Below are 21,751 nucleotides of genomic sequence, written 5' to 3' on the forward strand. Positions count from 1 at the left end.
TAAGATTTTTAGCTACTTCCCTTTGCTCTTTAAGTGGATGAAGCTCTGCGTTTTCGTCTAGAACGCCATTTAAGTATCTAACGCCATGTTTAACGGCTACTTTAAAATCTTCAAAATCGAAGTAAGCGTCTTCTTTGAACGGATACTTAACGAAGTTTGAGATATTGATTGAAGATAGATTACAGCTGCCAAAGGCTGGTAGTGGCTCTTCTGCGCATGGATTTACGCCTGCGAACTCAAAATCGTCGAACTCGCTCATTAGGTGCCACGAATCTATTCTGTCCTTGAATAAAATGCCTGGTTCGGCGTCATTCCAGTTATTGTAGGCTAGCTTTTCAAATAATTCTTTGGCTCTAACTTTTTTGTGTATCTCTTGACCATTGGCTTCAACAGTGAAGTGTAGGTCGTATTCTGTATCGTTTTTAACTGCTTTCATGAACTCGTCATCAACATTAACAGAGATGTTTGCGTAAGTCACCTTGTCAAGGTCATTCTTCACGTTGATGAATTCTTCTATATCCGGGTGAGATGAGTCCATGTTTAGCATAAGTGCGCCACGTCTGCCGCGCATGCCTATAAGTCCAGTAACTAAGCTGAATAGGTCCATAAATGAAACTGATCCAGTTGTAGTAAGCGCTGCGTTATTGACTCTTGCTCCCTTTGGACGAAGTTTGGAGATGTTTACGCCACAGCCACCGCCATAACTATAGGTTCTAGCAAGGTACTTTGCTGTGTCAAAGATAGATTCGATGCTGTCTTCGACCTTCGGCATTACATAGCAGTTCGATAGAGTAATCTTTCTGCCAAGCTTGTCAAGGCCGCGTCCTGCAAGTATCCTGCCCGCTGGCATAAACTTTTTATCGCTAATAGCCTTTTTTATATATTCATTGCCGCCACTAACTCTAGTAAGGAATTCATTGAAAGTTTCGCCATCGTAGCGATATTTCTTGTCGTAGATGTCCCTTTGAAGAGCTGTCATGTCCCAGCCCTTTTCTCTAAGCTTAGTTCTTTCTTGTCTGTAAAGAATGTATTTCTTCGCAACTTCAGGTCTGTACTTCATTAGAGCAAGTTCAACCAAGTCTTGAATGTCCTCTATGTTTACAAGATCCTTGCCCTTAACCTCTTCAAACACTTCACTCGCGATCTTTTGAGAAACTTCTTCGTCAACGCCCTTTTCAGTTTCCTTCATCGCCTTTTCAATGGCAATTTTGATCTTGTCTTGCTCAAAATCGACCACATTGCCATTACGCTTTTCTACCTTTAACATAAGTCCTCCTATCTATATATTGTTTAAAAATTATAACTACATACTAATTATAGTATAAGCAGCATGATTTTTCAAGATAATAATTATGAAATTATCTTCATAAATTTATAGATAGATCAGCTTTATGCTAATGGCCTTGCTTGTAGAAAATTGAGTAAAATAAAAATACTACTAAAGAATGATTTTTTGATTTTTCGCGAAAATGGATTTGCTACTTCCCAAAGTCAAAAAATTTTAGAGTTTGGGAAATAGGATTGGGGAAGGCATTGTAATTACTTGATTGTAAAAAAATAGAAAAGTGTTTTTCTTCGCTTCACATCGGAAAGATAGTTCCACGCAGCTTAGTTCAACAAATTGACAATTGCTAAGCTTGTCCGACTAAAAATCCATATTCGTTCGCTGCGCTCAACTAGATGGATTTTTGGCCGTCGTCCTACGCAAAGCAATTGAAGCAATTTGTCTCAATGCGCTGCTTTTGGAACATATCTTTTCTCGCTAAATGCAATTTTCTCTAAATGCTTCGCTCATATTAATCACTTTTCTTATTGCAGCAAAAAAATATATCCCGTGTAAGTAAAAATATAGTCGCAAGCGGAAAATTTTATACTTAGATCTATTTATTAAAATTTTCAGAGCAAATGTGATGATTGCGCGATGTGGACTGACGAGGCAAGCGGAATGTATAGATCATACCTGAGCATTGCCGAGGAGGGAACAAGCGCAAGGGCGCATTTGAATGAAAATTTAGCAAAAAAAGTAGTCCATATATCATATAAGGACTACTTCGCATATAATACTAATTATTTATCAATATCGGTAACACTATCGACAACACCATCACAACACAAAGTATCATTGCGAATGTTCTTGCGAGTGACTTACTCTTTCTCCATTTGCGTTTCAATTTACTCATACTCTCCTCTTTCTCTGTTTATTCTAGTCTTTCTTTTATCACAGAGAATATTATACTATGTTTTTGAAAAATGTCAAGGCTTTTTACAAAATATTTTCGTAAAGCTAATAACTTTTACAAATAAACAAGTTTTATTAACTTCATGTAATTATAGTCGACGATAACATTATAGTAGCCAGCTAGGTACTCGTTTGTCGCGTCATCACCTGTATCTGCGAGTAAATTGCCACCGGCGATGTTATTGATCTTAGATTGTGTTGCGATGACGATAATATTTTCCTTGCCAACTTCTCTAATGACTCTCGAGGAAAATTGTTGATTGCCACGGCCAAATATATATCCTTGTCCGCCTATAATTGTAACGATAATCTTTCTCTTCGGATACTTCATAAGCGCTTCGTAGATGTCTTTTTCGCTCGCATCTTTTTTGATGAGCTCCTTGTTATATACAAGGTCGACGCCTAAAAGTGAATTTTCAAGGCCCAATAGATTCATAACTGGGCGAATGCTTGAGCCACTTCCGACTATATATAGTGTGTCGTCCTTCATCTCATCAACGACATATTGAGCGATAGACTCAAGATCTGCGTTCTCTGAAGCACTTTGCGGGCTCTTTCCGACTTGCATCATTCTTCCCTTGTTAACTACATTTAGCGCACCATAGAGCTTCACGTTCAAAACTTCGTTTCTGAACGCTTCCTCATCTATATCCATGACTTCTGATTCGATTATCTCGTAGGATTCATCTAGTAAAAAGGCTATGATGACTTCTGAAGCTGACTTTGGTGAAACGCCAAAGACTGAGCTATGCATCTTAGTACCTGCTGGTATGCCGATCACAGGTTTTGTAAGGCCCACAGCATCGTAAACATCACGAGCTGTGCCGTCTCCCCCTGCAAATACAATCAGGTCGACGTCCTTCTTAAGTATCTCTTTCAAAGCCTTTTTCGTATCTTCCGCCGTAGTACTGGCCTCTGTCTCATAAACGACCTCATAATTTAGTCCAAGCTTTTTCATCTCGTCCTCGCCGAGCCTGTGATTGCCCGTATAAACCTTGAACTCGTCCTTTATATCAAGTAAATGGCTGAATGCCTCTTCGCACCTCAAGTGCGCCTTTTCACTTGCGCCACGCTTTATTGCTTCTTCGTATATAGCCTCGCCGTCCGAGCCTTTTAAGGCAACCGAACCGCCGACGCCAGCCTTTGGATTAACAATTAAACCTATTGTCTTCACTGTAAACCACCTTTCCGTCCTTTATTGTATACTTCACCTTTCCCCTTAATTTTTCACCTATGAATGGCGAATTTTGAGACTTAGATGAAGATTTTTCATATATATACTCTTCGTTAATGTCAAAAATAACTAAATCAGCCCTCGAGCCGACCTTTATGCTGCCCTCTTCAAGTCCATAAAGCCTTGCGGGATTGACAGTCAGCATCTTTATAATTTTTACTAGATCAATGCCATGCTTATGGTGAAGCTCATCTATTGCAAGTGGCAGAGCTGTTTCAAGACCTATGATGCCGCTCGGAGCGCTGAAGAAATCCTTAGCCTTTTCCTCAGCTGCATGAGGCGCATGATCAGTCGCAATTATGTCAATGGTACCGTCCTTGATAGCGCGGGTAATCGCCTCTCTATCAGCAGCCGTCCTTAGTGGCGGATTCATTTTTGCCAAAGTGCCGTGCTTTTCAACAGCCTCCTCTGTTAATGTAAAGTGATGAGGTGTGACCTCTGCAAATATTTTATCTGTGTATTTTTTATAATTTCTAATAATTTCAAGTGCATCCGCAGATGAAATGTGTTGGAAGTTTAATTTTGAGTCCGCTTTTACTGCTAGATACGCATCTCGCGCCACCATAACCGCCTCGGTAATGGCTGGCGCTGTTTCATTTTTGCCTGCCTTTTTAATGAAGAAGGGGTCTTCCTCATGTAAACTGATTGGCGCGTCATATTTTTTTGCTTCGATTAGAGCGTCGTATAATAATTTCGCCTTCATTATAGGCTTACCATCATCAGTAAATCCGATTGCGCCTGCCTTGTGAAGCGCATCCATATCAACAAGCTCTTCACCCAGCATGCCCTTAGTCACGGTCGCGTTTTGATAAATCTTTACGCCTAAGTCCTTTGATCTAGCTAATATATCTTCAAGCGTTTTAGTATTGTCAACGACTGGCTTTGTGTTTGCCATAAGAAGTACTGAAGTGTAGCCGCCCCTCTTAGCCGCAGCCGCTCCCGTAGTCAAATCTTCCTTATATGTTTGGCCTGGGTCCCTAAAATGCACGTGCGTATCTATTAGCCCGTGTGATATATATAGTCCTTCGCCATCAATCACGCAAGGATCACTATTTTCGACGCTCTCTTCAATCGCAGTGACTATGCCATTCTCAATGAGCATATCGACTCGTCTTATGCCATCATCAATTGTATCGATAAAATTAATATTTTTAATTAACATAAAAAACCTCCATCAGCATTTTAATATTTATACCCAAAAGGGATGAATTTTGCGCGCCTTTATGTTATAATATAAAAAAAGGAGGAATTACAATGGCAGAAAAAATTTCATGGCTAAGCCTTTCAAACGATGTGCTTGAGGACGTTACAAGCTATAACGAAGAGTACAAAGACTTTTTGACTAAGGCAAAAACTGAAAGACTAGCAGTTAAAGAAATCATACGCATAGCTGAAGCTAACGGCTTTAAGAACTTAGATGAAGCTATCAAAAACGGAACTAAAGTTAAGAAGGGCGACAAGCTTTACTTAAATAACAAGGAAAAATCCGTTTTATTATTCGTTATGGGTGAAAAGAAACTTGAAGAAGGCCTAAGAATAGTTGGCGCTCACATCGACAGCCCAAGACTTGATCTTAAGCCAAATCCACTATACGAAGCAAGCGAACTAGGCTTTTTAAAGACTCACTACTACGGCGGAGTTAAAAAGTACCAATGGACTACTATACCACTAGCTTTACACGGCGTTGTTTATACAAAGGACCTAAAGAGAGTTGACATCTCAATCGGTGAAGACGATGACGATCCAGTATTTACTATCACAGACCTATTGATCCACTTGTCACGTGAACAAATGCAAAAGAAGCTTGCTGAAGGCATACTTGGCGAACAATTAAACGTGCTTATGGGCTCAATACCATTGGCAGATGACGACGATAACGATAAGAAAGACAAGTCAAATCGCGTTAAGGCTAATGTTATGAGAATCATTAGCGATAAATATGGCATTGAAGAAGACGATTTCAAAGTTGCCGAAATCGAAGTAGTTCCAGCAGGCAAGGCTCGTGACCTAGGCATAGACAGATCCATGATCTTCAGCTATGGCCAAGATGACAGAGTTTGCGCATTCGCAGGACTTAAGGCAATACTTGACATGAAGCAAGGCGAGCACACAGCTCTAGCTATGTTCATGGATAAGGAAGAAGTTGGCTCACAAGGCAACACTGGTATGGCAAGCTACGTGCTTGAAAACGCTCTACATGAGTTAGCAGCACTAGAAGGCGAGTACTCAGCTCTTACAGTTAGAAGATGCCTAAAGAACTCTTGGGTACTTTCAGCAGACGTAACAGCAGCTTATGACCCTAACTTTGACTCAGTTTATGAAAAGAACAACACAGCTGTATTAGGCGGCGGAATCGCAGTAGCTAAGTACACTGGAGCAGGCGGAAAAGGCGGCTGCAACGATGCAAACGCAGAATTCTTAAGAGATGTAAGAGATATCTTCGACAAAGCAGGCGTTGCTTGGCAAACAGGCGAACTTGGCAGAGTTGACGCAGGTGGCGGCGGAACTATCGCATACCTACTAAGCAAGTACGGCGCAGAAGTAGTTGACTGCGGTACAGCAGTTTTAAACATGCACGCACCAAACGAAGTTACTTCAAAGTTCGACACATACATGTCATACAAAGCTTACAAAGCATTCTTTGAATAAAATACATGAGGCACCTTAATTGGTGCTTCTTTTACATATGAGGAAAATTATGAAAGATTATAAGATTATAGACGAAAAATATTTGATAAGTACTTATCTAAATGATTTAGGCTTGACAAACGTAATGAGCCTTAAACCCATCAACATAAAAGGAGACGAAAATTATTTTATTAACGAGCTTCCAAAAGTGCTTGAGCATATCGGCCTTGATTATGGCAGTATAAACGTGACACGCCAAGTTCACTCGAATAATATCACCTATGTTAATGGCAATGGCGGGGTGCATTTTTACGACGAGACAGATGGACTTATAGGGGGCCATGGCGATGTGCTCGTGATTAAGAGCGCAGACTGCCTACCCGTAATAATTTACGATAGCGTCAGGGAGTGCATCGCAGCCGTTCACTCAGGCTGGAAAGGCACAGCAAACTCCATAGTGAAAGAAGCAATTACGAAGATGGTGGGGCTTGGATCAAGAGCAGCAGATTTAAAAGTTTATGTCGGACCACATATACAAAAGGCCTCATTTGAAGTAAAAAGCGATGTAAAAGAGATTTTCGAGAAGAATTTTTCTTATGAAGGCATTATTGAAAAGAAAGATGAAACACATTATTTGATAGATTTAGGAAGAGTTGTTAAGTGCGATGCAATAAGTATGGGAGTTAAAGAAGAAAATATATACATCTCAAACGTCGATACAGTCACAGACCAGCGCTTCCACTCTTATAGACGCGACAAAAAAGATTATGGATTGATGTATACAATGGTTTGTATATAAAAAATTTGATATTTAAAATTTGATATAATGCCCGCGAATATGATACAATATTCGCGACAAAATCGTGCAAAAAAGCAATGCTAGCTAAATTAAATTAGCTAGCATTTTTATTTATTCTATCATATTATAAACGTCTATATCAAGCCATTTCGCAAATCCATCCAAGTAAATGGCGCATTTTTATCCTTGTAAATGGCGCGTTTTTATCCTTGTAAATGGCGCATTTTTATCCAAGTGTTTGGCGCTTTTTTATCCAAGTATTTGGCATGATTTCATTCCAGTATTTGGCATGATTTCATTCCAGTATTTGGCGCATAAAAAAAGAGCAGCTCACACTGCTCTTTACAAATACATCTATTCATTTGTTATGTTCTTAATCCACTTCTTCGAAATTACTCTCGGTAATCCTATGGCTGCCTTGGCAAATTCTTCGCCGCACGCCATCAAGTACACGTAGTGAAGCGGTAATTTTAGTACTACTGCGCCAAGGAAGGCTAGTGGCACACCTATAAGCCAAACGCAGCTCATCTCAAGCGCCATGGAGTATCTTGTGTCTCCACCGCCTCTAAATATGCCGACTATAAGGGTCGAGTTATGTGTCTTAACGAAGAGCGCAATACCCATGGTGATGAATAAATCTGCGGCTATGGCTTTTGATTCTGGCGTAATTTTCGGGAAGATAACGAAGAATGACTCTCTAAATATGATCATCAAAGCACCAAGTACAAGTCCTGTCAAGGCCGAGAGCTCTAGTAGCCACGTTCCGTATCTATACGCCTGATCTTCGTCGCCCGCGCCGATGGAGTTGCCGACTATAACTGTACAAGCGCCGGCTAGTCCTCTAGCTAAGACGAAGAAGATGTTTTGCACTGTCATACCTATCTGCAAGGCTGTAACGCTCCTTGTTCCAAGCTTTGCGTAGGCTATCTGATAAACGATTTGTCCTAAGGACCAGAATGTTTCGTTCAAAATTACTGGACCTGCTGTCTTTAGGTAAAGTTTTTTAAAATGGCTGTCGAATGTAATGAAGTCCTTAATCTTGCCTTTTAGTGGACTTCTGTGTTTTTTAAGTGCTATATATAAAACGATAAATTCAAGTATACGAGCAAGGATAGTACCTAGCGCGCCACCCGCTACGCCCATAGCTGGAAAGCCAAGTTTACCAAAGATGAAAACGTAGTTAAAGAAGGCGTTTCCGAAGAAGGCAAATGTCGATGCAATTAAAGGCGTCTTTGCATTGCCTATGCTTCTCATTGATACTGAATAAATGAAGTTCACTGCTGTAAGTATATACGAGAAGGAAACTACTCTAAGGTATGTAACGCCGTAAGGGATTACGTTTGTGTCATCTGTGAAGATCCTCATCAGCTGCTCTGGTATAGCTAGCGCCAGTATTGTGAATATACTTGCCACGATCACGGATAGCATCAGTGCCATACCATGTGATTTTCTCACGCCTTCGTAGTCTTCCTTGCCATTGTACTGAGCAATCATAACTGAAGTACCTGTCGCTATACCGAAGCAGATAAGCGTCATAAAGAAGAAGATTTGGTTTGCAAGACCAACTGCCGATATCGCATAGTCGCCTAGTGACGATATCATCGTTGTATCCAGTGTATTAAGTACACTTGCGAGTAGATTTTGAAGTGCGACTGGCACTGCAAGGCTATATACTAATTTTAAAAATTTTTTATCCTGAAACATTTCACGTAAATTTTTCATATAACTCATCCTTTCAATTCAATAATTTTATCATTTACGAGATTACTTGTCAAGACATTTCGCCTTACGAATGGAAAAGATCCCTCTTCCATATATATAAATATATTTTGCAAAGAAAAAAGAGCCTGGCTAGAGGCTCATATTTCTAATAACTAATTAAAAATTACTACTTTTCTTCCATTACTAGTATTTCTTCATCAGCTTCGTTTTTTGCGTCTTCAACAGCTGCTTCGTAAGCTTTGTAAACTTTTTCTTCGATGTCAGCTCTTGCTTCTGAGTTGATTGGGTGGGCTACGTCTCTGTAAGTACCATTAGGTACCTTTCTTGAAGGCATTGCAATGAATAAACCTTCTCTTCCTTCGATAACTTTGATGTCGTGAACAACAAAAGCGTTATCAAAAGTAACTGAAGCTGTTGCCTTTAAGTTTAAACCTTCCTTGTCAACTAGTCTTACTCTTACGTCTGTGATTGTCATTTTCTCCATCCTCCTAATTCAGCTAAAATTTGCTTGATTTTTATCATAATATATATTATGATAGTTATATAAGCGAAATTATAAAATAGCTTATATATATATTATACTAAAGAGTTGAATTATTTTCAAGTACTTTTTATATATTTAGGAGGAAAAATGGGATTTTTTTTGAAAAAACACAATATTGATAATATATTTTTCATAGGCATAGGCGGAATAGGCATGAGCGGACTTGCTGAACTACTTATCTCGGAGGGCTGCAAAGTTAAAGGAACTGACACAGGTGAATCACAAATCATAGAAAGACTTAAGAAGATGGGCGCCGTTGTATACAACAAGCACGAGGCAAAAAACGTAGAGTCATCAAAGGTAGTTGTTTACACTGACGCGATACGTCCAGACAATCCAGAGCTTATAAGAGCGAAGGAGCTTGGCCTTGAGATTTATGACAGAGCGAGCTTCTTAGGCGAAGTGATGAAGCTCTTCCCTAACTCAGTTTGCGTTTCAGGCACACACGGCAAAACTACTACAACATCGATGATTGCTTCGATCACAACACATACGCAAATGGATCCAACCATACTTTTAGGTGGCGAACTTGACGAGATCGGCGGCAATATCAGGATAGGTAAAGGAAACATCATTGTCAGTGAGGCCTGCGAGTACAAGGCAAACATCTTAAAATACAATCCTACCATGGCCATGATACTAAACATCGACGAAGACCACTTAGACTTTTATAAAAACATCGAAGACATCATCGCCACATTCAAGAAATACGCTGACGACGTGCCATCAACTGGCTACGTCCTATACAATAAAGACGACGAGCACGTTATTGAGGCCATCAAAGACGTTAAGGCTAAAACCATCAGCTTCGGTGTTGACTCTGATGCTGATTATAAAGCTGAGAACATCACTTATGATGAGAATGGCTGTGCGAACTTCGATTTAATTCACAACAACGAAAAAACTGAGATCAAGCTAAGCGTTTTAGGTAAGCATAACGTTTATAATGCGCTTGCTGCCATCGCCATGGCGAATACTTATGGTGCTTCACTACAAGATATTAAGAAATACATCCTTCTATACGCTGGCGTTCACAGAAGAATCGAGACAAAGGGCTATATAGGAAGCGTGCGCATCATAGATGACTACGCACATCACCCAACAGAGATCATGGCGACACTTGAAGCCGTGAAGAAGATGGCTAAAGGCAGGATCATCACCATCTTCCAGCCACATACCTTCACTAGAACGCAAAAACTTCTAGAAGGCTTTGCTGAAGCGTTTAAAAGAAGCGATGTAACCATCATCACAGACATTTACGCTGCGAGAGAAAAGGATACGAAAGTCGTTCACTCCAAGGACCTGATCAAGTCGATGAAGGATCACGGCTACGATGCGATGTATATCTCGAAATTTGAGGACATCGAAAATTATCTTCTTGACAATCTAAGGGAAAACGACATCATCTTAACTGTCGGCGCGGGCAATATCTACAAGCTTGGCGAAGACCTTTTGAAGATTAAGGAAAAATAATATAATTATAGAATAGTTTTACAAGACACACAGCGATGTGTGTCTTTTTTTATGCTTATGGCCTTGCTGTGATAATGGTCTTGCCACGATAATGGTTTTGCGCCTCTGCTCATTTTTTTTACTTTACTAATAGCCTTGCCACGATTTTTATTTTTGCTATCTTTAGTAAATTTACTTAAGCTAATGGCTTTGATACGATTTTTTCTTTTGCCTTCTTTAGTAATTTTACTTTTGAAAGCAATTTTGCCATATCAAACGCTCGTCATATGCCATTGGCGCGGCGGACTATTAATAGAAAAATCGATTTACGCGCAAAACGATATAATTAAAATAAGTAAAAGCGCCCTGCCATTATCGTGGCTGAACCATTCACAAAAGTAATACATAAGCTATGAAACTATAATATTTTTTTTATGTTAGCAATAAAAATTTTTCATCACAGGATTCAATTAAAGTATTTACACAGTATTTACTTCTATGATATAATAAAGAAAAGGGGGAATAATATGAATACATATTTAGCAGTAAAGCTAGAGCCCATCGTCAAGGCTATTAATAGCGTTTTATGGTCAAAGTTTTTGATGTATGCGCTTTTAGCTTTGGGTATATTCTACACTATATACCTAGGTTTTCCGCAGATCACTAAGATAGGTCTAGCGTTTAAATACGCTTTCGGCGGACTATTTAAGAAGAAAGATAAAAAAGAAGAAAAAGACGGAGAGGTTCATGTAAACTCGTTCCAAGCGCTTGCTACGGCGATTGCTGCGCAAGTTGGTACTGGTAACATCGGTGGCGTAGCAACTGCTGTGGCATCTGGTGGACCGGGCGCGATTTTCTGGATGTGGGTTTCGGGTATTCTTGGCATGTCAACTATATTTGCTGAGGCGGTTCTTGCGCAATTGTATAAGGAAGAGAGGGACGGCGAGCCTGTCGGAGGTCCATCGTACTACATTTCCAATGGTCTTAAGTCTAAACCACTTGCAATAATATTCTCAATAACAATTATCCTTGCACTTGGTTTTGTAGGCAACATGGTTCAATCGAACTCCATTGCCCTTGCTATGTCGAACGCTCTAAATGTTAACGCGCTTTATATCGGTATCGGACTTGCTGTTCTTGTTGGCTTTGTCATCATGGGTGGCCTTAAGAGAATCACGTCTATGGCTGAGCTTGTAGTGCCTTTCATGGCACTTATCTACATCGTTGGCTCTGTGGCTATCCTTTATATTTATAGACATCATTTGGGTCTAGTTATATCTGGCGTATTTAGGGAAGCCTTCTCAACTCAGGCGGTTATCGGCGGTATGGCTGGTACTGTAATGAAGGAAGCGATTAAGAATGGTGTTGCGAGAGGTCTTTTCTCGAACGAAGCTGGTATGGGCTCGACGCCTCATGCTCACGCGACTGCAAAGGTTAAGGACCCTTGTATACAAGGTTTCGTAGCGATGGCTGGCGTTGTTGTAGACACACTTATCATCTGCTCTATCACAGCGCTTATAGTTTTAGCAACTGATGCTCATATGTCGGGTGCGAAGGCTGTTGCGATTACTCAATATGCGTTCACATCGGCCTTTGGTAAGGCTGGAACCATATTCCTAGCGATATCGCTAATGTTCTTCGCTTTCACAACTATAGTTGGTTGGTATATGTTTGGCGAGATGAACATCCGCTACTTATTCAAGGGAAAAGCAGCGATCAACGTATATAGAGTACTTGTACTTATATGCATCGTCGTTGGCTCGGTATTCGGTTCAAATCTAATTTGGGACCTTGCCGATACTTTCAACGGCTTCATGGTCATACCGAACCTTATCGCTCTATTCTTACTTGCACCTCAAGTAAAAAAGGCGTACAAAAACTATTTGCGTAGAAAAGATATGGGCGAATTAGATTAAGATTAGATAAAGAGAGGCTCTCAGCAATTGCTGAGAGCCTTTTTTGTGTATCTGTGGCTATAATACTATACAAAACTATTTATCAAAATTTGCTTTTAATAGAGCTTCGAGGCTGTCGTAGCCAGATGGGTCTATCTCAGTCATGCTCGAAGTGTATTCGCCTTTTGAATCGATGACAAGGACTTTGTTTTCATTGTCAAGCTTGTATTTAAAGGCAAAGATGCTGCTTAAGTAGTCAATGTCAAAGTAAAGAGTCTCGCCCATGACCTTCACTTCTTCAGGCGCATGCTTTTTGTAAGAAAAACTATATATTTCTTCGTCATCGCCGGCAAAGCTGTAGCTGATATTGTAGCTTTCGTTGTAAGTAAAGGAAAACTCCATGCTTTGAGGGTAAACGCCGTAGATAATCTCGTCGTCGTTAAGTAGCTTTGAGTAGTCAGTTGTTTGCGCTAGAGCCTTGTCGTCAGCATATTCGCCGCTCTTCCAAGCGCGAACCATGATTTTGTTGATGCCAGAGACGCTAAACAGTCTTTTGTTAATATTCTCTACGTAGCCGTAGTCTTCGCCGTCAACGCTTACAGCGTAGTCAATACAGTCAAATACATCTACTTTTTCTTTACTTGTTTCTTCTTCCTTTCTTTCTTCGCCTATAGGCTCCTCGCCCTCTTTGGTCTCAGGCGCTTCCTCTTGATTTGCATCCGCCTCTTCTATGCCCTTATCTATAGCTTCATCCTTGCTAGGTCCTCCGCACGAGACCATAAACATGGATAGAGCGAGTAAAATTAGTAATATTTTTTTCATAAAATCACCTCTTAATAAGATAATACCACGAATGTGGCTAAATGTAAAGAAAAAGTGACCTAGAATAAACTAAGTCACTGTGATTATGGTATTGAATGTCCGATTTTTATGTCCAATGTCCGATTTCCTATTTCAGAAAAGTTCCATTATGGCAATAATTCTAAATAGGATTTATTTAAATCTATTCAGTTCATCCTCTTTTAACTCATAATTAACTATCGATTGCTTCTCTCCAAGTTGATTCGTCCACGAGTCATAATCAATACGAATTTTTTTAAATCCAAGTTTTTCGTAAACATGCTGAGCTCTTTTATTATTTAGATTTGTCGTTAGGAATATGGTCTTCGCGCCCATTTTGAAGAGCTCTTCTATAAGCAAAGTAAGTATTACTCGTCCAAGTCCCTTCTCTTGATAAGTGCTATCGCATATCTTTATACCTATCTCGCATCTATCATCATCAGAAAACTCATAATTCATCTCGCCGATGGCCTTGCCTTTGTACTCAATCATCAAAACTCTGTGAGCATCAGTGTAATTTTTGATCTGCTTCTTAATCCTCTCTTCGTTAGTGTTCACTCCATTCGGGAAGCCAGCGTGAGCCATGACAGAGCCGTCGTTCCACCAAGATGCGAGCTGAGATGCATCAGACTCTTCTGCGTTTCTAATTAATATGTCTTTGTAAATTATATTCATTTGTAAGTTTCCTCCTTGATTTATATATTCTTCTTGTAATAAATAAATAATACCACGAAGAAGTCTAAAAGTCAAGAAAAAGTGACCTAGATAAACTAAGTCACCGTGATTATGGTTTTGAATATCCGATTTTTTATCTCCAATGTCCGATTTTCTATTTCAGAAAAATGCCATTATGGCAATAATTCTAAATAGGATTTATTTTAAATTAATCCAAATACTTCAATATTACTCTCCACTCATTCACCAAGTCATCCAGCCTATACCTTGCATTTGCTGGACTTGTCGATGGCAGTTTCACTCCCTCGATTCCCAAGTCCTTCTCGTGATACTTTTTGTAATATTTATACGAAGTCGATCCATTGAGAAAAACTTCCTTAATGTCCGCGCCTTTAATAATGCGGTTTAAATCCGATGGCACGGCATTTTTGATACTCGCGTCACTCGAGCCGACTATGTCACACTGGTAAATGGAGTCGTAGAGAGCAATATTGTGCCTCATAAGAAAGTCTTTGCGCGTGGCAATGCCATTAGCAAGGTCCTCGCCGAACAAAATTTCCATCACGCGCCAAAATCTATTTTGCGGATGACCGTAAAAGAAGCCATATTCACGAGTCTTGACCGATGGAAATGAGCCGAGGATCAAAATTTTTGAGTCCTTGGTAAAGCACGGTTCAAGCGGATGGACTATGGTTTTGTAATTGTCTTGTGGCATAAATATCACCTCAATAATTCATTAATTAGTTTTTAATTCAACTATAACAAGCTCTGGCCTATTGAAAATCCTCGGCACCCTCGTCGACTCCCTCGCAAGTCCCCTGCTGACTATCATCTGACTACCATTGTCAAGGCTATACCTTCCGCCGGCAAACTTCGGTAGCCAGCCCTCATCTGGCGCAAAAGTACCATTCAAAATGCCTGGGATGCGCCACTGACCGCCATGAGCATGGCCAGCGAGTATCAAGTCAAAGCCAGCATCCTTATACAAATTCACAAAAGATGGGCGATGCGTCAATAGCATTGTGAATAGCTTATCGTCCCTCGCGTTTTTAGCGCGTTCAAGCTCGGACACCATGCCATCGCCCTCGCCTGTGTAGTGTGCCTCGTCTGGGTCGTTGAGGCCAGAGAGACTGATTTCATTGCCATTAAGGCTCACGCGAATGGTCTTGCCGCCAACATCCTCTATGCCATTTGCTTCAAGCCAGTCAAGCATCTCATCCACGCGGCGGCTCCAGTACTCGTGATTGCCTGTGACGTAGTAGCATGGGTAGCGCTTCGCAATCGCTGTGAGAAAGGTCTTCGTATTGTCGTCGGGTATCACATCATCAAAGATGTCCCCACCAAAAAGAATTATGTCCGGCTTTTCTTTATCAATGGCATCAATAAGAGTTTTTTGCCCGCTTCCATATTTGCATGAATGAAGGTCAGTGACAAGCGCTATACGCATAGGCGTGTTGATTTTATCTGAGGTAATCGTGTAGTGAACCGTTTTTAGACGTACGTCAAAAGCTAGTAGCACAAGAGCTATTAGCATGATGAAGATGATGTATTTGATGTATTTTTTCTGTATTTTCATTTATTGCTCCTTATGAGTATTTTTATGAGCTCTATAAATTATCCATCTAAAAAAAGGTAAGTTTAAAATCCATTCATCATCAAATGTATTTAGGGCTTTTAAAATATAATAGAAAATAATGTAATCCAAAACTTTATTAGCTGACATCGCCTCTTCAAAGGATTTAAATCGATGTTTATGTCTTTTTTCATTTGCTCCATGTGTATAAAAATTTCTTGTATCTTTTAATCGCTCTGCATATTTTTCAATAAACATATTATCATTATTCCAAGATTCATCTACTCTTATTAAACCAGCACTAAGCTCACTAGGTAAATTTTGTAATAAGACCGTTAGTTTCTCTCTCAATGTAATATTTTTACTTGTTTTCTTATCTAAGCTTTTAATTATTTTTTCTCTTATTGACGGTGAAGTTTCAGGATCATCAATAAAATTTTTAATTTTTTGTTTAACATCTTCTAAAATTTTATCTTTATCATCAATTTTTTCTGATTTTCCATCTAAAAAGTTATCATAATACGTTTCTAAAATAATTATTTGATTAATAAGATCAGTTTCCAAGGCGAGATTTGACGCTAAGTTTTGTAAATATAAGTCAACTATATACTCTAATTTCTCTCTATTTTCAAACCATTTTGAAATTAATTTACCACAGTTTTCTTTTATTGCACTTAACTTTATTGATTTGTAATCTAAATCAAATTCTTTTATAGTTATCTGCGGAAATATTAGTCTACCAAGATAGTTTGCATTATGATATATATGGTCGCCATTGTCTTTAACCTCAACACGTATATTATTAATTTCGTCTTCATTAAAATACTCAAATGTTACATATTTACCATATGTGTGGGTCAAAAAGTTTATTAGCTTAAATATCCAATTAGCAATTCCTTTAAAAGTCTCTATATCATACTGCTTATAATTCTTCGTACTAACTGATATATAAGGTTCATATGTGACCTCTGGTCCTATGGTTTCTTTATAGCCAAAAAGTAATTTTCTTTTAAAACTTATAAAAAAAGTATCATTTAAAATTGAAAATTCATTTTCATCATAAAATTTATTTGAATGAGCTTCTATTATTTTGGGATCTCCTTTTTTAAGAGTAATCTCTGGCCTTTCAACATCATACCATTGTTCTAAAGTGTTAAGGCTAAGGTTTACTCTGTTAGCCATAATCTTATTTTCATCTTTAGGAATTACAGTTATTGGGTCAATATTTAACGTATATAAAAAATTAACCAAATATTCTTCTACTGGATATCCATTAGAAGAGCCATTTCTCCCACTGTTAATGCAGTTTTCTAAAACTACATATACGCCATTGTATAAAAAACCATATATTCTATTTGTTAATACATCTTTATTTTTATTATTTAATATATGCTCCTGAAAATTTCCATTTAAATCCAAAGTAATTCTGCCTTTTTTTAATTCTAAATTGCCAGGAATTGCTTTCTTAGATACCTTAAAATTGCTATCTAATAAATCTTGTGGATAAAGCGCCCAAAATCCTTTAAAAATAACTTCATTATCTAGTCTAAAATCTTTTATATCTCCCATATCAACCTCTCAATTATTATACAAATAATATTTAAACTTCTTCTAATCCAATCTCTTTCAAATACCTATATATTCCGTCATAATACTCTGGCCTCATAGTCCAGTCGTTTTCGTCTCCTTTTGGAACAAATATTATCAAGCCTTGACGAGCTCTTGTTAATAAAACACGATAGGCATTTTTTAAATATAATATCTTATCTTCGTTTTTGACATTTTGCCACTTAGTACCTTTGAAACTATAATAATTGAACTTATTATTCATAAATCTAAGATCCGCATCCCAAGCTAATATGCTCCAATCAAGCTCCAGTCCTTGAATATCAAACTCTGTTGCTGTTTCTTCTAGAAAATAAGAGGATCTTACATCGTCTTTGTCATTTAAAAACCAATTTGTTGCTTTCACCTTGTTGTCAACCCATATGCCATATTTGCGCAGTCTTTTTGCGCCTGAGCTAGCTGTAAGGCCATAGCGCTGTGTCCCCAAAGCTTTTCCTTTGATCCATTCTTTTGCGCTTTCTATATCTCTCGTTATACAGATTGGATACTTTTCATTAAAATTTTCATATAAAGTTTTAGCAGTTATTTTATCCACGTCTAGTAAGGCTTTTACAAATGAAGCTACTTTTTCGCTTCTAAATGAACGCAAAGATACTGCCAAATGCAAATCACTAACAACTTTATAGTTCAATCCACTAAGTAATTCATCAAAAGACTTACCCTTGGAATATTCATCTTCAGTAATTTTATCTGAAATATAAATGTCCCAATCTGGAAATTTGCTTTTTAATGCTTCAAACCATCCAGATATGCCAGCTGATTCTCCTTTGTTTATCTCTTGGCCTCCGCCTATAAGGCAAACTATTGTCGCCCAATCTTTATGCCTATCCATTATGCTAATTAAAAATTCTGGCTCAGACATATTAAAACCTAATTTTCCTTTTTTCCTTTTCATAAAGTCTGCTAAATTAGTCTCATCCCAAGCGCGTTGCGCCTCATCAAAGATAGTAACTTCCTCAAATGGAGCACTTTCTACAGCAATTGCGTCATCTCTAAAGTGATGTATTATTTGAATAAATTCTCTTGATTTACGAAGCGCATCTGTCTTTTTAACCTTATTTCTATTTACATCATCTCTAGCTAGAGCCTCTTGCAATACATCGACTAGAGGACCATTGCCAGATAAAAATACGGCATGTTCATTATTATCAGTTTTTTGTCTCTCAACCGCAATATTTAAACCAGCTAATGTCTTTCCCGCTCCTGGAACACCTGTAATAAAGCAAATTGACTTTCTATTATTCATTTTGCTGTAATCTATAATTTCGTTTATAGCTTGTGTAGTTTGATTTAAGTTTATAGCACTCGCATCGTTCCTTGAAATATCCTCTACATTATGACCTGAATACAAAGCCTGTGCTGCTTCGATAATAGTTGGTGTTGGCATGTATATAGAATTTATCCACTTTGACGCTTCAAAACTGCTCCTTTTATATCTCTCGCATACAGACTCTATGTAATTGGATAGATTATTGCCATTACACATATGCACGTCTAAAATATTGTCTCTTAATTCTTTTATAGGCGCATCTATATCCAAAGCTTCAGTACAAATCAAAATTGGGACCAATAGTTTAGCATGGCTTTCTTTATGAAAGCAGCTAAGATCAAGAGCGTAGTCAAGCACTTGTTCGATAGCATATTTGGGATAAGAAGAAGCTCCAACTTTGAATTCTAATAAAAATACAATTCCCTTATATAATATGACATTATCTATCCTTTTTCCTATTCTTGGTATAGTGTATTCAAAAATCACATGACCATCTTTAAATCCAGACACTTGGTCCTTCAAAATACTTATTTGTTTCTTCCAAGCTTCCTTTTGCAGATCCTCACTTGTGTTCTTGTCATTGTATGTTATTTCTCCAAAAATTTTGCTGTCATCATCTTTTAAAAAATTAATAATTTCATTTGAATAATATGCTCTTTCCATAGTATCACCTTTAAATTTAATAATTTACACAATTTATATTTATTGCTCCTTGTATTTTTAAAATAGCGTCAAGATAAAGCCATCCACTGCAGCGACTACCATATACATAGGCACTGCTCTCGCAAAGGCTTCTATGTGCTTCTTTGGGTTTTGGTACAAAGCCTTTTCTGGAACTTTACTTAGTCTTATGCGTTTTGTGCCTCTCCACCAAAGTAGGTCTATAACGAGCAGATCGAAAATGTTTAGCGCCTCGCCAAGTATAAGTAAGTTTATAAAATTTTGCGAAAAATCTTTTTCGCGTATAAATATTCCAAAAATTATGAGTAGTACAAAAAACAATACTAGATTTACAAGCCATGTGACAAGCTTATTAGCTTCATGGTACTTGCCTTGGTATTCTTGAATTTTTCTGATTCGCTTTTGCACTTCATCTGGGTATGAGGCGTATCTCTTAAGGTTTTTCTCGTCTGTTCCTGTACCTAAAAAGCATTTGGCAAAAAACACTGCGCATAATATGATTATCTCTACGATTAACATTATTTATTGCTCCTTTGCTTAATTATACCACAACCGCTGCCATTTGCATATAAAAAAGCACCTACAGCGTAGATGCTTTGTGTAAATCTTTACTTATTCTTTAGCTCTTCGATATTTTTATTAAGTCTATTAAGCTGCGTAATAATCATCCAGTTTTGCTCGATTGTCCTTGCATGCCACTAAATCTAGTCACCTTATATGTCTTATACATATCCTCTACTACTTCTTCTTCGTCAAAATCTTCTAGTCCATATCGCTCGATGAACTTTTGCTTATCTTCTGCTTGCTTTTCTTCTTTTGCTCTTTTATCTGAAAATAGTCCCAAAGTATCCCTCCACTTATATATTAATTATATTATATCACAATTAAATCCATTTGCATAAAAAAGATAGGCTCTCACATATCTTTAAATCATTTATCTATTTCTTCTTAATGCTCATGCCAATAGCCATGCCAAGCATCATTCCGACAGATATGCCGATGGCAAGCTCGCCATTAAGCGCCGTCGACACAGCAACACCTAAGCAAATGCCTATCGACATGCCTTCGGACATATAAGTGTCTTCTCCATCGCCTTTATCAGTGACTTCATCTTTGTCTGCTTCCTGCCTTTTCTTAACAGTGCGGATGATGTAGACCACTACTACGCAGACTATGAGTAAGGGAATTATAATTCTTAATATTTCCATATTTCATCTCCTAAAAATAAATCATCTATATCCACCAATCAGGCGTCAAAATCGCCTAGCTTGACAGTTCTATGGGCTTCGTAATCGATCATTATTTCAATTTCTTGATAATGGCCGGGCATCAGCTGCGTCATAAGTTCACGGCAGGCGCCGCATGGAGCTCCTGTTTTGCCATTTGGCATCAGCGCAAGCACCTTTTTTATCTCATGCTCGCCATTTGTAATCATGTTGAAGATGGCGTTTCGCTCAGCGCATATGCCCAAAGTGCAAGCCGTGTCCACACAAACACCCGTGTAAATCTTTCCCGACGCTGATTCAATAGCCGCCGCTACTCCGCCAGCGCTTATCATTTCCGAAATCTCTCTTTCATGCTGAATAGCTTTTGCCGCCTCATATAGTTCTTCCCATGTTCTAGACATTCTTATCACCTCTTATTCACTGTCTATTCATATAATACTCATCGCAAAACTTATCCCACTTATCTACATACTCCTCATGATCGAGCAAAATCAAGTCTTTTGCTGTATATATATTTCTTTTTCTTGCTTCGTCAAAGAAATAGTCGAAGCCATCGAAGTCTTCACTATAATAAGCGTAGACGTGCTTAAAATCAAGGCTATATGCAAGGTAGAGGCGTGTGTGGCCATCAAGGGATACGTAAGCGCCATCGTGCATCGCAATGGGGATGATGACGTCTTCTTCACTACGAACAAAGGTCCTGACTGCTTCTAATTTATCTCTATCGACGAAGAACTGTATCGGCTGGATTTTATCTAGATCAAGCTTAAAGAGCTCCACGTCTTTGAATTTTTTGACTATTTTGCCGCTTTCGTCGTAAAATTTTGTGATATGCTCTGCGTTGAAGCGAAACTCGTCAATGACTTCGCCAAAATAAATTTCATCGCCTATTATAATAGCCTCGCTCTTTGAAATGATTTTAATCTCGATAGGTGCATCACCATTTGCAAGGTAGCAGCCGTGCTGATTAAGCGCTTCTTGACTGAAGCGATGGTCGTCGTATGTGTTGATTCTAATTATGCTCATTTTTTCTCCTAAAATTACTAATTAAGTCTATTTTCTAAGTATAATTTATTTTATCATTTTATCGGAACAATATCAAGGCTATCGGAATTATATATCTCATTTAGCGGAACAATTGACATGAATCTGGTAAAGTGATATAAAAAATAAAGAATACTAATATTTAATGTATAAAGAGTGGTTTTTTGTTCTTTCTCATCACTAAATCTAAACTGAAACCTCGGTCTAACTGAGATATTTTAAACACAATCATAACCACCGGCGTAGCCGGTGGTTTGCTCTGCCCCTGCAAGGGGCTTTTACCTGCTGTGCACCTTGTGCACG

Annotated in this window: 20 protein-coding genes; 4 read left to right on the top strand and 16 right to left on the bottom strand. The window is 38.4% G+C overall.

What is annotated here, in order from left to right; all coding sequences use genetic code 11:
• From Q0E71_RS03160 to Q0E71_RS03170, 3 genes are all read right to left on the bottom strand, one after another.
• Window positions 1-1,267: ATP cone domain-containing protein (locus Q0E71_RS03160; protein WP_294795927.1), on the bottom strand; the 1,267-nt coding region annotated here is incomplete at its 3' end.
• Between the two features lie 1,027 nt (window positions 1,268-2,294).
• A complete protein-coding gene (locus Q0E71_RS03165) occupies window positions 2,295-3,413 on the bottom strand; it encodes an ATP-NAD kinase family protein (protein ID WP_294795929.1) in 1,119 nt (372 codons plus the stop codon).
• Window positions 3,388-4,635 carry a dihydroorotase gene (locus Q0E71_RS03170; RefSeq protein ID WP_294795930.1) on the bottom strand — a complete coding sequence of 416 codons (1,248 nt, stop codon included), beginning with the start codon at window positions 4,633-4,635 and terminating at the stop codon, window positions 3,388-3,390. The genes Q0E71_RS03165 and Q0E71_RS03170 overlap by 26 nt, the downstream gene beginning before the upstream one ends.
• Window positions 4,636-4,727: 92 nt before the next feature.
• Between Q0E71_RS03170 and Q0E71_RS03175 the strand changes: the two genes are divergently transcribed.
• Together Q0E71_RS03175 and pgeF are read left to right on the top strand one after the other, a co-directional pair.
• Entirely contained in the window at window positions 4,728-6,122 is a 1,395-nt protein-coding gene (locus Q0E71_RS03175) for an aminopeptidase (RefSeq protein WP_294795932.1), read from the top strand.
• Window positions 6,123-6,171: 49 nt separating this feature from the next.
• Window positions 6,172-6,900 carry a peptidoglycan editing factor PgeF gene (gene pgeF, locus Q0E71_RS03180; protein ID WP_294795934.1) on the top strand — a complete coding sequence of 243 codons (729 nt, stop codon included), beginning with the start codon at window positions 6,172-6,174 and terminating at the stop codon, window positions 6,898-6,900.
• Window positions 6,901-7,254: 354 nt separating this feature from the next.
• Here the strand turns inward: pgeF and Q0E71_RS03185 are convergent, their stop codons facing one another.
• Entirely contained in the window at window positions 7,255-8,622 is a 1,368-nt protein-coding gene (locus Q0E71_RS03185; RefSeq protein WP_294795935.1) for an MATE family efflux transporter, read from the bottom strand.
• A 166-nt stretch (window positions 8,623-8,788) separates the two neighbouring features.
• Window positions 8,789-9,097, bottom strand: a complete 309-nt coding sequence (gene spoVG, locus Q0E71_RS03190; protein ID WP_294795961.1) for a septation regulator SpoVG — start codon at window positions 9,095-9,097, stop codon at window positions 8,789-8,791.
• A gap of 156 nt (window positions 9,098-9,253) precedes the next feature.
• On the opposite strand from spoVG, the gene murC reads away from it, so the two are divergent.
• Both murC and Q0E71_RS03200 read left to right on the top strand, forming a co-directional pair.
• Window positions 9,254-10,639 carry a UDP-N-acetylmuramate--L-alanine ligase gene (gene murC / locus Q0E71_RS03195; RefSeq protein WP_294795937.1) on the top strand — a complete coding sequence of 462 codons (1,386 nt, stop codon included), beginning with the start codon at window positions 9,254-9,256 and terminating at the stop codon, window positions 10,637-10,639.
• A gap of 506 nt (window positions 10,640-11,145) precedes the next feature.
• A complete protein-coding gene (locus Q0E71_RS03200) occupies window positions 11,146-12,534 on the top strand; it encodes a sodium:alanine symporter family protein (RefSeq protein ID WP_294795939.1) in 1,389 nt (462 codons plus the stop codon).
• A gap of 75 nt (window positions 12,535-12,609) precedes the next feature.
• On the opposite strand, the gene Q0E71_RS03205 is transcribed toward Q0E71_RS03200, so the two are convergent.
• The 11 genes from Q0E71_RS03205 to Q0E71_RS03255 form a co-directional block, all read right to left on the bottom strand.
• Window positions 12,610-13,335 (bottom strand): hypothetical protein, encoded by a 726-nt coding sequence (locus Q0E71_RS03205; RefSeq protein ID WP_294795941.1) that lies wholly within the window; start codon window positions 13,333-13,335, stop codon window positions 12,610-12,612.
• A gap of 171 nt (window positions 13,336-13,506) precedes the next feature.
• Window positions 13,507-14,028: a GNAT family N-acetyltransferase gene (locus Q0E71_RS03210; RefSeq protein ID WP_294795943.1), complete on the bottom strand. Its 522-nt coding sequence runs from the start codon at window positions 14,026-14,028 to the stop codon at window positions 13,507-13,509.
• Between the two features lie 208 nt (window positions 14,029-14,236).
• Entirely contained in the window at window positions 14,237-14,743 is a 507-nt protein-coding gene (locus Q0E71_RS03215; RefSeq protein WP_294795945.1) for a DNA-deoxyinosine glycosylase, read from the bottom strand.
• 21 nt (window positions 14,744-14,764) lie between these two features.
• Window positions 14,765-15,604 (bottom strand): metallophosphoesterase, encoded by an 840-nt coding sequence (locus tag Q0E71_RS03220; protein ID WP_294795946.1) that lies wholly within the window; start codon window positions 15,602-15,604, stop codon window positions 14,765-14,767.
• On the bottom strand, window positions 15,605-17,170 hold the full coding sequence (locus Q0E71_RS03225; protein WP_294795948.1) for a HEPN domain-containing protein: 1,566 nt from the start codon (window positions 17,168-17,170) through the stop codon (window positions 15,605-15,607).
• A gap of 31 nt (window positions 17,171-17,201) precedes the next feature.
• Window positions 17,202-19,160, bottom strand: a complete 1,959-nt coding sequence (locus tag Q0E71_RS03230) for a DUF2075 domain-containing protein (protein ID WP_294795950.1) — start codon at window positions 19,158-19,160, stop codon at window positions 17,202-17,204.
• 57 nt (window positions 19,161-19,217) lie between these two features.
• Window positions 19,218-19,697 (bottom strand): ABC transporter permease, encoded by a 480-nt coding sequence (locus Q0E71_RS03235; RefSeq protein WP_294795952.1) that lies wholly within the window; start codon window positions 19,695-19,697, stop codon window positions 19,218-19,220.
• 145 nt (window positions 19,698-19,842) lie between these two features.
• Complete coding sequence (locus Q0E71_RS03240) at window positions 19,843-20,022, bottom strand: hypothetical protein (protein WP_294795954.1); 180 nt, start codon at window positions 20,020-20,022, stop codon at window positions 19,843-19,845.
• A 94-nt stretch (window positions 20,023-20,116) separates the two neighbouring features.
• Window positions 20,117-20,386, bottom strand: a complete 270-nt coding sequence (locus tag Q0E71_RS03245; RefSeq protein ID WP_294795956.1) for a DUF2700 domain-containing protein — start codon at window positions 20,384-20,386, stop codon at window positions 20,117-20,119.
• Window positions 20,387-20,424: 38 nt separating this feature from the next.
• Window positions 20,425-20,805 carry a cytidine deaminase gene (locus tag Q0E71_RS03250; protein ID WP_367116805.1) on the bottom strand — a complete coding sequence of 127 codons (381 nt, stop codon included), beginning with the start codon at window positions 20,803-20,805 and terminating at the stop codon, window positions 20,425-20,427.
• 16 nt (window positions 20,806-20,821) lie between these two features.
• Entirely contained in the window at window positions 20,822-21,430 is a 609-nt protein-coding gene (locus tag Q0E71_RS03255) for a hypothetical protein (RefSeq protein WP_294795959.1), read from the bottom strand.
• Window positions 21,431-21,751 lie beyond the last annotated feature (321 nt).

The organism is uncultured Fenollaria sp. (assembly GCF_934202865.1).
Classification (GTDB): domain Bacteria; phylum Bacillota; class Clostridia; order Tissierellales; family Peptoniphilaceae; genus Fenollaria.